We start from the raw sequence: 12,256 nt of genomic DNA on the forward strand, positions 1-12,256 counted from the left end.
TTATGAAAAAAACTCTATTCTTTGCCGGTACTCTGGCACTATTTTTATCAAACGCGTATGGGCAATCCGTTCATCCTCCCAAAGAGATGACCTACGCCCAGCAACCTCCTTTCAACCCTCCGGGGTATGTCTGTTATAAAACGCCCGGACCAATTACGGTTGACGGCAAATTGTCGCCGGAAGAATGGGACGCCATCCCTTGGACAACCAATTTTGCCGATATCGAAGGGGATAAAGGAGCGAAACCTTATCTGCAGACAAAAATGAAGATGGCGCATGACGACAATGGCATGTACTTTGCCGCATGGCTTGAAGAACCGCATATCTGGGCTACATTAACCGAGCATGATGCGACTATTTTTCAGGACAATGCCTTTGAAATGTTCTTCAACCCGACAAACGACACCCATCATTACCTGGAATATGAGGTGAATGCACTGGGTACCGTTTGGGATCTTTACCTGAGCAAGCCTTACCGCGATAACCCGGTCACGTTCAGCAACTGGGAATTTAACGGGATGAAATCGGCTGTTTATCTCGACGGCACGTTGAATGATCCGACTGATACGGATCATTGTTGGACAGTAGAAGTTTTTATCCCCTGGCGTTCGCTTTATCAGGTGATGCCAAGAGTCAGAAAGCCGGCCGACGGCGATCAGATACGCGCTAACTTTATGCGTGTGCAATGGCCGTTGGAAGTTAAAGAGGGTAAATATGTCAAAATACCTAAAAAAGAGGGCACTGCCCGAGCCGAGTCCTACTGGCTATGGGCGCCGATCGGTATTGTCAGCGCTCATTTACCGGAATACTGGGGATATATTCAATTCACCGAAACGATCGCCGGAAAAGGTGAAGTCGCTTTCAAATGGAATCCGGATGAAGATATCAAATGGGCGCTTCGCCAGCTTTATCTCCGCCAACGTGAATTCAGACAGACGCACGGATACTATACCTCTAATCCGGCCGACCTGAAACCTGCGGAAGTTTGCCCGGCTGAATGGTTGAAAAAAATAAGTATAGAGACCACCTCTTCCATGTATGAAATCAGCCTATCCATCGACAAAAACAATACTTGGAATATTCGTCAGGACGGACTGGTCTGGCAGAAAAAACCGCAAGTTCAACGTTAATGCAACAGCTAGGAAACACGACGTTAACCCAGTTGCCCGAGAACCGGAAAATTGAGATCTTTAAACTGGAGCAAGCCGATGATCCATTGTTCGACAATTATCAACGGTATGATTTCTATCAATTGATCTGGTTCATAAAAGCGGGTGACAATCCCGTCTATTTCCTGGATTTTAAAGAATACACCCTCTCTGACAATCAATTTGTCCTGGTTTTTCCGGGACAAATTGATATGTTGGATCCTCAAGGAAAAGAAGGATATATTTTCGGTATTGATAACGACTCCTTCTTTCGGATGAATCAACGCATCAACTCCGACTACCTCAATGGGTATTTCTCCAATATTTTTTTAACTCCCGACTCCCAAACCACCTCTATTCTCAAGCAACTCACAGACTTAATGCAGGTTGAATACAACGGAGACAACAGACTTCCACTAATGGAAAGTTATATGGAAGCCTTTCTGTTTCATCTCTCTTCATTGACTGCAAACAGTGCAGTAAACAGTAACGATTTTATTATATCGCGATTAATGCGACTGATAGATATCCATTTCGTAACACACCGTGATACGGAGTTTTACGCCCGGGAGTTGGGCTTGACGCATAAAAAAGCCAATGAAGAATGTAAAAAGGGAACCGGCAAAACAATCAAACAACACATACAGGAACGGTTGATCCTGGAAATAAAAAAAGAGATACGCCTGAACCGGAAAAGCCTGAAAGAGATCTCTTTTGATCTGGGCTTCAGCGAACCGGCCTATTTCACCCGTTTTTTTAAACAACAGACAGCGACCACACCAAAAGCGTTCAGGGAACAACAGGTTCATTTGTCCAAGTAATCGGAGGATTTGTATAAGCGCACAACCGATGAGCAGTACTACTTTTGTGTCCTAAAAAATAAAATGAAACATTTCACTTTGATGCAATGGATAGTTATTCTTATCCTCTCATTATTGACTGCACTTGAACCGCTTTGCATCGATATGTATTTACCCGGATTTATCCGGATTGCTGAAGCGTTCTCCACACCTATCGCATCGGTACAGATCTCCTTATCCACTTTTCTGGGTGGCTTTGCCGTCGGACAGTTAATCTGGGGACCTTTGGCCGACAGATTCGGACGGAAAAAGCCGATACTGATCTCCCTTTTTATTTTTATACTGGCATCCGTAGCCTGTCTGTTTGTCAATACAATAGAACAATTATGGGTCGTCCGATTTATACAAGCATTAGGCGGTTGTGGAGGAGTAGTGATTTCACGGGCAGTAGTCACCGACTATTTCGACAAAACGCAGACCCTGAAAATCTTTGCCGTATTAGCGCTGATTATGGGAGTGGCTCCTATTGTGGCTCCGGTGATCGGAAATGCTGTACTTTACACCTTTGAATGGATTGGGTTATTCCATGCGATGGTTATACTTGGCATTGCTCTTTTCTTATTGACACTCTTCTGCCTACCCGAGACCCTTCGGAAAGAGCAAAGGATAGAAAAAAAGAATAATGTCTGGGTCAGTTACTGGCAGATATTGAAAGTCCGAAAATTTATGGTATACTCCATGCTTGCCGGACTGGCTAATGGTGCATTAATGATCTATGTTGCCAACGGCCCTTTCCTGATTATGGAATATGGTGGATTTTCCGGTAATATATTCAGTCTTGTAATCGGAATTAATGCACTGGGACTAATGATCGGTTCATATATTACGACTGTATTACAAAAACATATCCCGACAAACAGACTGGTAAAGTACGCCTTGTTATTTATGAGTGCAGCAAGCATCATCCTGTTTACTACAATGTATATGGATTTAGGCATAATACCGATTCTTACGGTTTTGTTCTTTTACGTCTTTCCGATTGGTGTATTATTCCCGACTACAACAGAACTGGCTATTACTCCATTCATCAATGACAGTGGTACAGCATCCGCCCTTTTCGGTTCTATCCAACTGATGGTGGCATTTATCTGTTCACTCGCCTCCAATTACATCAGCGACGGAACCGTTACGACGATCGGGTTGGCATTCCTGCTTTGCAGCCTGGCGTCACTCATCGTAATCTTCAGTCCAATCAATAAAAAAGAAATGCGGCAGACGACTATTCCTTCAACAGGGTGCTGATTTTAAGACTGGATCGAACTGTCGGTTCTTCTGCATACGAAAACGAAACGATTGAAGAAAAATAATCGTTTGACAACTATCAAACGATCATTCCACAATTGTGAAATGATCATTTGATAATTATAGAATATTCGTTCGACATTTGTCAAACGATTTTATATCCGAAGAAATTCCTCTTATAATATGAGAAAAAGCGACAATATCATTTAATCAATCCACTTATGCCACTTTTTATGATCGTCATACCCGGCAGCAACCATTGTTTCGATAAACTGCATACCTCTCACACCATCATAAGCGGTAGGAAAGTCCAGACAGTCGGCACAAGGTGTTTCTCCTTTCAACTTAGCCATAACCGTCAGGGCAAAATTGCGATAAATATTGGCAAACGCTTCAATAAAACCTTCAGGATGTCCGGCTGGAGTACGGGTATTCCATTTGGCCTCTTCGCCCAGGAATGTATTATTTCCGACTTGAAGAATTTCAGACGGACGGTCAATCCATTTCATGATCAATAGATTCGGATTCTCCTGATGCCACTCTAAACCGCCCTTTTCACCGTAGATACGTATATTAATGTTATTCGCTTCGCCAATGGCAATCTGACTAGCTATCAACGTTCCTTTTACTCCACCTTCAAACCGCAAAAATGCGGCTCCGTCATCATCGATCGGACGCCCGGGAACAAATGTATTCAGTTCGGCACAAAGTTCTTCTACTTTTAATCCGGTCATATATTCACTTAAATGCCAAGCATGTGTTCCGATATCTCCCATACAACCGGCTTTCCCCGACAGCTTCGGATCAGTACGCCAACCGGCATTATTTCCGCCTAACAGTTCTATCCGCTCAGCCAACCAGCCCTGTGGATACTCCACATACAATCGCCGCAACCGGCCTAATTCGCCTCGCGCGATACGTGCCTTAGCCTCTTTCACTGCCGGGAAAGCCGAATAAACATGCGTCAGAGCCAAGATCAAACCGGTCTCTTCGACTTTCTTTTGCAACTGCTTGGCTTCATCTAAAGAGAACGTCATCGGTTTATCTACGACAACATGAAAACCTCTTTCCAACGCCATCATGGCCGGTTCGAAATGAAAACGGTTGGGCGTAACAATTGTCACAAAATCCATTCGTTCCTCTTCCGGCAAAGCCATTTCTCGTTCGAACATTTCCTGATAAGTGTTGTAGATTCTATTTTCCGGAAGGAAATAAGAGCGTCCGGAACTTTTAGAAATCTCGGGGTCAACACTGAAGCACCCGCATACTAATTCAATGAGATTGTCCATAAAGGCAGCACGGCGATGGATCGCACCTATAAAGGCATCACTTCCGCCACCTACCATACCCATTTTTAATTTTCTGTTTTTCATGATAATGTGATTACTTAAACGATTGTATCTTTCTATAAACTTAGTACTTAAAGGATCTGAATATATTTCAACCATTTGGATATTAACCCTTTCACCTCTTCATGATACGTAAAAGGCGCAGTTATACCAAAGCCATGTCCACCGGATGGGAAGATATACATGGCAGCAGAAATTTGCTTGTTTTTTAATGCTTCATAATATAAAAGACTGTTTTCCGGAACAACGACCGTATCGTCATCACTCAACAACAATAACGTTTTAGGTGTTTTCGCATCGATCTGTTTCTCCAAGCAATACCGATCAACGTATGTTTCATCATGGATCAACTCACCTAACAAATTCTGTTTTGATCCGGCATGAGTAATGCGATCATCCAAACTGATCACCGGATAAAACAGAATCGCAAAATCGGGACGATTTGCTGCTGTAGCCAACGTGCTTAACGAGGCCGCCAGATGCCCTCCGGCAGAAGAGCCTACCACACCTACCTTAGAAGACAAAACACCCCATTTAACCGCATTTTCCCGTATTACAGACATCGCTTTTTCCGCATCTTTTAAAGGGATGGTATGCTCTCCCTTCGGCAACCGGTATTTTAAGACGATCGCCACCAAACCTTTTTCTGCAAACCATTTCGCCATCGTATGCCCTTCATGATCAATGGCCAAACCTGCATATCCTCCACCCGGACAAATCAAGACTGCAGGAGATTGTTTTTGCTGCTGAGAGGGGAAATAGAGATACAGTTCTGCCTCATTGTGTGGTTCTTCAGGCCAAAGTTTCAGTTGTTCCATTTGTTGTGCATGAAGAGTGGCGCATAAAACAAAGAAACAGGATAGGAATAGGTATTTCATCTTATTCTCTTGTTAAAGGATTATTCATTAAAATATTACAAAACGATTTATGCGACGAATATAATTAAAAACTACCTTTGCGTCTAAACAAACACGTAAAAACTAATTGTTATATGAGAAATCTTCATCTTTTACTTATTTTTTTGGCCTTTAGCTTCACCGCCACCGTTCAGGCTCAACAATCGAAAGGCGGAATTACGCCGGAGATGCTGAAGCAAATCAAACAATCGTACAAAGGCACTGCAACCGACAAAGCACTTTATAATGCCATTAGCAATAATGACATTAATAAACTGGCGATCAACAACGATAGTAAGAATCATTTCGACACTTACTTCTCCAACAGAGTAAACAGCAAAGGGATCACCAATCAAAAATCGTCCGGACGTTGCTGGCTATTTACAGGGCTGAATGTTTTCCGGGCTAAAATGATCGCTAAATATAATATGGGAGACTTCCAATTCTCACCTAATTACTCATTCTTCTGGGATCAATTGGAAAAAGCAAACCTGTTCTTACAGAGTATTATCGACACTAAAGACAAACCGATGGAGGATCGAACAGTGGAGTGGTTGTTCAAAAATCCGCTAAGCGACGGTGGTCAATTCACCGGTGTATTCGACATTTTAAGCAAATATGGTGTTGTTCCTGCGGAAGTCATGGTTGAAACAAACAGCAGCAACAACACCGGAAGAATGGCCAATCTGATCAGTCTCAAACTGAAAGAATATGCCCTTCAGTTACGCGATCAGGCATCTAAAGGAGCAAATGCCAACACGTTGGAAAAGAACAAAACAGAAATGTTAGGTACTATTTATCGGATGCTGGCCTTAAACCTGGGCGAACCACCCACATCATTCACCTGGACGCGAAAGGATTCGAAAGGCAACCCTGTAAATACCAAAGAATATACTCCCCTATCTTTCTATGAGGAATATATTGGTGAAGATCTGGCAAACAATTATGTGATGTTAATGAACGACCCGACCCGGGAATATTATAAACTATACGAGATCGATTTCGACAGACACCGTTACGACGGAACCAACTGGACCTATGTCAACCTTCCCATAGAAGAGATCAAAGAGATGGCTATTGCTTCAATTAAAGACAGCACCATGATGTACTTCTCCTGTGATGTCGGTAAATTCTTTGACCGCGAAAGAGGGTTGTTGGATGTCGATTACTACGACTACGGCTCTCTTTTCGGCACGACATTCGGCATGGACAAAAAACAACGTATTCAAACATTTGCCAGCGGCTCTTCTCATGCGATGACTTTAATGGCTGTCGACCTCGACGAACAAGGACAATCAAAAAAATGGATGGTAGAAAACAGCTGGGGACCAGGAGCGAACAATGGTCACCTGATCATCACCGACGAATGGTTTAATGAATATATGTTCCGTTTGGTCGTTGAGAGAAAATATATTACCAGCAAAACAAAAGAAGTCCTCAGCCAAAAACCGATTCGTCTTCCGGCTTGGGATCCGATGTTTGCCAACGAAGAGTAAACGATTATTTCTTTATCTCCGGATAGCTGATGCGTGTGTGAAACATGGTTTTCAGTTTCTCAACAAAAACCTGTTTCACCTCCTCTACATCACGAAAAGTTAAAGGCGTATTCCGCAATAACCCGTCAGCGATCTGACCGTCAATTATTTTATTCACCAACTGCGAGATGCTTTCTTCCGTATACTCTTTAAGACTACGGGAGGAAGCTTCTACCGCATCGGCCATCATCAGAATTCCGGTTTCTTTAGAGAAAGGATCGGGACCCGGATAAGAGAACAAGGCATCATTAACCACTTTATATGGATACTTATTCTTATACGAATTATAAAAATATTTTGCCTTACCCGTACCATGATGTGTACGTATAAAATGAACGACCGCTTCAGGCAGATTCGCCTTTTCCGCTATTTTAACCCCTTCAGGCACATGGCTGATGATGATCTGCGCACTCTCTTCTAACGATAATTGATCATGCGGATTAAGACCTCCCTGATTCTCCGTAAAATAAGCCGGGTTAACCATTTTCCCGATATCATGATACATCGCACCTGTTCGTACCAGAGAAGCATTTGCTCCAATCTTACCGGCAGCTTCAGAGGCCAGGATAGAGACCTGAATAGAATGTTGGAATGTACCCGGTGCCGTTTCAGATAATTTCTGCAAGATAGGCGTATTGATATTCGACAACTCTACCAAAGTAATATTAGAGACGTATCCAAACGTTTTTTCCAACATATACACCAGGATATACGCAAACATCAACAAGATGAAATTAATACCGAAATAGAGGATCATGATCCAGTTAATCTTATTAAAATCAGCTTCCTGATAAAGTGACAAGCTAATATAACTTAATGAATAAGCCAGGAATATAATAAATGCACACCGGATCAATTGAGAACGTTCCGATAAATCGCGGAGACTAAACGTCACCACCATACCGACAATGGCCTGTAGAAATAAGAACTCATGAGGAAAAGGTACGATCAATGAACAGATCAATGCAATGATCCAATGCGTAAATAAGGCTGTTCGGGAATCAAAAAAGGTTCTGACAACGATGGGAACAATAGCATAGGGCAAAATATAGACATTGAATAATGTATAAGCGACACAAAACTCCGTCAATATGCAACTTACAAAAATACACAGAATCAAAAACAGTACATTCCGCCTACTATTAAATATATGTATACGGAACGACCACAAATAAAGCCAGAAGCAAAAGATCAACCCGAATATCAGGACAATCGCCCCTCCCATAATAACCCCTAATCGTTGAGAACCTCCCGATTTCGACTCATAGATAATCCGTAACGAACGCAATACTTTATAGGTCTGTTCATCCACAATCTCCCCCCGGTCGACAATACGTTCTCCGGCCTGAACTACCCCGCTGGACAACGAGACACTATTCACCAGTTCCGTTTTCACTCGCTCGGTCATATACTCATTAAAAATCACATTCTCCGCCAGGTATTCATTAATATTTGCCGACTGTAATACCGATTTATCCAAACGCGCTGGCGCATTATTCAGAATAAACTCATAAGCCGTCCGGACAGTAAAAAAGTCAGAGACATAATAAGGCTGCGACACATTGTTCACCACCAGATTCACCTTTTCATACTCCTCCTCTTTCATTTTCTCAAAATCAAGGGTGGATACGATACCTTTTGAGTATAGTTGCGTCAAAGAACGTTCAATATATTGCAGATAAGAGGAGGTTATTGTCTCCTTCAGCGATGCATTATAATCACTTCTTAATTTATTGATCTGGATATTTCCGACTGTAGCATCTTTGCGGTAATAGGGTTCAAAATAGCGGAGTATACTGTCTTTCTCTGCCTTGACTTCTTCATCGGTCTTATAAATGGGAAAATCACTTGGAGCCGTCAATAAATTATATCGCCATGGCTTACCTTCATAAAACTGATACCTGAATTTCCCTTCCCGAGGAAAAAAGTAAGCAATCAACATGGCTGCGATAATAAAATAAAGAGCTGAAGGTATATTGTATTTCTTAACTTCCATAGCATTCTGTTTTTAGCGCCGAAATGTACGGAAAAAAGTTTAGTATGAGAAAAAAAAGACCTACTTTTGCCGCATTATTCATAGGAAAAGAGATTATGATTCCCAAAAAAGTTCGGGTTCGTTTCGCGCCCAGCCCAACCGGGCCATTGCATATCGGAGGTGTTCGTACCGCTTTATACAACTATTTATTTGCCAAACAACATAACGGAGACTTTATTCTCCGCATTGAAGATACCGACTCCCAACGCTTTGTTCCGGGAGCCGAAGAGTATATTATTGAAGCATTAAGCTGGCTTGGGCTTCGCTTTGACGAAGGAGTCGGTTTCGGCGGAGATAAAGCGCCATATCGCCAGAGCGAACGCAAAGCAATCTATAAAGAATACATCGATCAATTGCATCAAAACGGATTAGCCTATATCGCGTTCGATACACCCGAAGAACTGGAGAAAAAACGCGGTGAAATCGCCAATTTTCAATACGATGCTTCCACCCGTATGCAGATGCGTAACTCGCTGACATTATCGCCCGAAGCAACAAACAAACTCATCGAAGAGGGGCATCAATATGTCTATCGTATCAAGATAGAACCCAACGAAGACATTCGGGTAAACGACCTGATCCGCGGAGAAGTAGTCATCAACTCCTCTGTCCTTGATGATAAAGTATTATTCAAATCGGCCGACCAGCTACCGACCTATCACCTGGCAAATATCGTGGATGACCATTTGATGGAAATCACCCATGTCATCCGTGGAGAAGAGTGGCTACCAAGTGCTCCGCTTCATGTCCTATTGTACCGCTATTTAGGCTGGAGCGATACCATGCCGCATTTTGCACATCTTTCACTGTTATTGAAACCCGAAGGCAACGGCAAACTCAGCAAACGCGACGGCGACCGCTTGGGATTCCCCGTATTCCCACTGGAATGGAAAGATCCTAAAACAGGAGACATCTCTTCAGGCTATCGGGAAAGCGGCTACTTCCCTGAAGCAGTCATTAACTTCCTGGCTTTATTGGGATGGAATCCGGGCAATGATCAAGAGTTAATGTCTATGGACGAATTGATCAACCTGTTCGACCTTACGCATTGCAGTAAGAGCGGCGCAAAATTCGATTATGAAAAAGGAAAATGGTTCAATCATCAATACCTGCAGAAAAAGAGCAATAAAGAAATCGCCGAACTGTTTATCCCTGTACTTCAAGCACATGGTATAACCTCCATAAACATGGAACAGGTAGAAAAAGTCGTTGGATTAACCAAAGAGCGGGTTAATTTCGTTAAAGAGTTATGGGATGCTTGTTCTTTCTTCTTTATGGCACCGGAAAGTTATGATGAAAAAACGGTCAAAAAACGTTGGAAAGAAGATTCTCCGGCTATGCTCACCGAATTAATCCATATACTTCAAAACTATGAACCTTTCGATAGCCCGGGAACAGAGGAACATGTCAAAACCTGGATCGAAGAGAAAGGATACCATTTGGGTAATATTATGAATGCGACCCGCCTGGCATTGGTTGGTGAAGGAAAAGGGCCACATATTTTCGACATTACCGAAACGTTAGGAAAAGAAGAGACCATTCGACGTCTGCGTCAGGCAATTGATCGATTACCTCATTAACCCAATTATCCGCTTCAGCCTAATGTACAATTTGTTCATTCATCTTTACACATTTATTATCGAACTGATCTCCCCTTTCCATAAGAAAGCGCGGATGATGCGATTGGGGCAATGGAAAACAAACGGTATCTTGCGCAAAAAGATCGATCGAGAAGCCAAATACATTTGGTTTCATGCCGCATCGCTGGGAGAATTCGAACAAGGCCGCCCCATGATTGAAAAAATCAAAGCGGAATATCCTCAATACAAGATACTACTCACTTTCTTCTCCCCTTCCGGATACGAAGTCAGAAAAAATTATGACGCGGCAGATGTGATCTGTTACCTGCCTTTCGACACCCCCTACCGGGTGAAAAAATTCATACACCTGGCCAATCCCCATATCGCGATCTTTATTAAATATGAGTTTTGGGAAAATTACCTGAGGGAGTTGAATCGCCTGCAAATACCGATCTACAGCATCTCTTCTATTTTCCGGAGAGACCAGCTGTTCTTTCAATGGTACGGACGTTCGTTTCGGAAAGTATTGCGTTATTTCACACACCTCTATGTACAAGACGAAACGTCAAAAGAGTTATTGAACGAATTTTATATAAACAATGTAAGTATTGCCGGAGACACCCGTTTCGACCGTGTGTTGGCCGTACAGCAACAGGCGCGCGAACTCCCTGCGATTGAAAAGTTCACCTCCCCAAAAGAACACACAAACCAACTTGTTTTAATCGCCGGAAGTTCATGGCCGCAGGATGAAGAGATCTTTATCAAATATTTCAACGAGCATCCTGAAATAAAGTTAATTATCGCCCCTCATGAGATTCATCGCGAACACCTGCTTTATATCGAGTCCTTATTAAAACGTCCATCTATTCGCCTTTCCGAGATACACAACCAGAATCCGGACGATAAAGATTGTTTGATTATAGATAGTTTCGGCATGCTTTCTTCCATATACCGCTACGGCGATATGGCCTATATTGGCGGTGGCTTCGGGCACGGCATTCACAACACATTGGAAGCTGCCGTTTATGGCATTCCCGTTATTTTTGGCCCCAAATACAAAAAATTCAAAGAAGCCAAAGGCCTTATTCAGGTCGGAGGAGGCTTCTCTATCAGCGACGAAAAATCTTTTTTTGCTCAAATGGATGAATGGCAAACGTACCGCCATTTACTTGAAGCCGCAGGAGATGCCGCCGGCAGTTATGTCAAAAACAACATCGGAGCGACCGAAAAAATACTGAAAGAACTACCCCTTTAATTTATTCGCTTACACCCATTTGGTCTATTTCTATTTTCATTTAAGCTGTATTACTCATAATCCGGCAAATACCGATTTCTTGTTTCGACCCAGCCACAGTCATGGTTCATGGCCTGTTTTTTTTCAAAAACACAATCCACCACCGTTTTACCCTCCTGAAAATAAGACATATATACTAATCTTCTTTCACTGCATCCAATACACTTTTCTGATTGCTGCAGAACACAAATAAAATAGTTCGAAAACACTTTTCTGTTAGAGGTTGTCCCGTCCTAAAATTGGTTGTCAAGTTTGACTGTTTCTAAGTTTCGAAAAAGACCAAAACACTCATGGTCCTTAAAAGAGTTTACAAACAT

General features: G+C 42.5%; 9 protein-coding genes. 6 read left to right on the plus strand and 3 right to left on the minus strand.

The genetic code is table 11. The annotated features are described in order from the left end of the window. The first annotated feature begins 2 nt into the window (after positions 1-2). The 3 genes from M2135_RS12775 (at position 3) to M2135_RS12785 (ending at position 3,250) form a co-directional block, all read left to right on the plus strand. A complete protein-coding gene (locus M2135_RS12775; RefSeq protein WP_280748904.1) occupies positions 3-1,130 on the plus strand; it encodes a carbohydrate-binding family 9-like protein in 1,128 nt (375 codons plus the stop codon). After that, positions 1,130-1,969, plus strand: a complete 840-nt coding sequence (locus tag M2135_RS12780) for a helix-turn-helix domain-containing protein (protein WP_280748905.1) — start codon at positions 1,130-1,132, stop codon at positions 1,967-1,969. The genes M2135_RS12775 and M2135_RS12780 overlap by 1 nt, the downstream gene beginning before the upstream one ends. 63 nt (positions 1,970-2,032) lie before the next feature. Then, on the plus strand, positions 2,033-3,250 hold the full coding sequence (locus M2135_RS12785) for a multidrug effflux MFS transporter (protein ID WP_280748906.1): 1,218 nt from the start codon (positions 2,033-2,035) through the stop codon (positions 3,248-3,250). 206 nt (positions 3,251-3,456) lie between these two features. On the opposite strand, the gene M2135_RS12790 is transcribed toward M2135_RS12785, so the two are convergent. Both M2135_RS12790 and M2135_RS12795 read right to left on the minus strand, forming a co-directional pair. Beyond that, positions 3,457-4,623 carry a Gfo/Idh/MocA family oxidoreductase gene (locus tag M2135_RS12790; RefSeq protein ID WP_280748907.1) on the minus strand — a complete coding sequence of 389 codons (1,167 nt, stop codon included), beginning with the start codon at positions 4,621-4,623 and terminating at the stop codon, positions 3,457-3,459. 47 nt (positions 4,624-4,670) lie between these two features. Then, positions 4,671-5,477 (minus strand): alpha/beta hydrolase, encoded by an 807-nt coding sequence (locus M2135_RS12795; RefSeq protein ID WP_280748908.1) that lies wholly within the window; start codon positions 5,475-5,477, stop codon positions 4,671-4,673. A 113-nt stretch (positions 5,478-5,590) separates the two neighbouring features. Here M2135_RS12795 and M2135_RS12800 point away from each other — a divergent pair, with 113 nt between their 5' ends. Beyond that, positions 5,591-6,991, plus strand: a complete 1,401-nt coding sequence (locus tag M2135_RS12800) for a C1 family peptidase (protein ID WP_280748909.1) — start codon at positions 5,591-5,593, stop codon at positions 6,989-6,991. A gap of 4 nt (positions 6,992-6,995) precedes the next feature. On the opposite strand, the gene M2135_RS12805 is transcribed toward M2135_RS12800, so the two are convergent. Then, complete coding sequence (locus M2135_RS12805; RefSeq protein ID WP_280748910.1) at positions 6,996-9,026, minus strand: HDIG domain-containing metalloprotein; 2,031 nt, start codon at positions 9,024-9,026, stop codon at positions 6,996-6,998. A 95-nt stretch (positions 9,027-9,121) separates the two neighbouring features. Here M2135_RS12805 and gltX point away from each other — a divergent pair, with 95 nt between their 5' ends. Beyond that, positions 9,122-10,645, plus strand: coding sequence for a glutamate--tRNA ligase (gene gltX, locus M2135_RS12810; RefSeq protein WP_280748914.1), 1,524 nt, complete (start codon positions 9,122-9,124; stop codon positions 10,643-10,645). A gap of 22 nt (positions 10,646-10,667) precedes the next feature. Next, positions 10,668-11,900 (plus strand): glycosyltransferase N-terminal domain-containing protein, encoded by a 1,233-nt coding sequence (locus tag M2135_RS12815; protein WP_280748911.1) that lies wholly within the window; start codon positions 10,668-10,670, stop codon positions 11,898-11,900. Positions 11,901-12,256: the final 356 nt, after the last annotated feature.

The sequence above is a fragment of the Parabacteroides sp. PF5-9 genome (assembly GCF_029893105.1).
Taxonomy (GTDB): domain Bacteria; phylum Bacteroidota; class Bacteroidia; order Bacteroidales; family Tannerellaceae; genus JARXWG01.

Bases quoted from the DNA above. Each gene is read 5' to 3' on its own strand.
- M2135_RS12785 (WP_280748906.1), top strand. From the start codon at position 2,033: ATGAAACATTTCACTTTGATGCAATGGATAGTTATTCTTATCCTCTCA.
- M2135_RS12790 (WP_280748907.1), bottom strand. From the start codon at position 4,623: ATGAAAAACAGAAAATTAAAAATGGGTATGGTAGGTGGCGGAAGTGAT.
- M2135_RS12775 (WP_280748904.1), top strand. From the start codon at position 3: ATGAAAAAAACTCTATTCTTTGCCGGTACTCTGGCACTATTTTTATCA.
- M2135_RS12795 (WP_280748908.1), bottom strand. From the start codon at position 5,477: ATGAAATACCTATTCCTATCCTGTTTCTTTGTTTTATGCGCCACTCTT.
- gltX (WP_280748914.1), top strand. From the start codon at position 9,122: ATGATTCCCAAAAAAGTTCGGGTTCGTTTCGCGCCCAGCCCAACCGGG.
- M2135_RS12805 (WP_280748910.1), bottom strand. From the start codon at position 9,026: ATGGAAGTTAAGAAATACAATATACCTTCAGCTCTTTATTTTATTATC.
- M2135_RS12815 (WP_280748911.1), top strand. From the start codon at position 10,668: ATGTACAATTTGTTCATTCATCTTTACACATTTATTATCGAACTGATC.
- M2135_RS12780 (WP_280748905.1), top strand. From the start codon at position 1,130: ATGCAACAGCTAGGAAACACGACGTTAACCCAGTTGCCCGAGAACCGG.
- M2135_RS12800 (WP_280748909.1), top strand. From the start codon at position 5,591: ATGAGAAATCTTCATCTTTTACTTATTTTTTTGGCCTTTAGCTTCACC.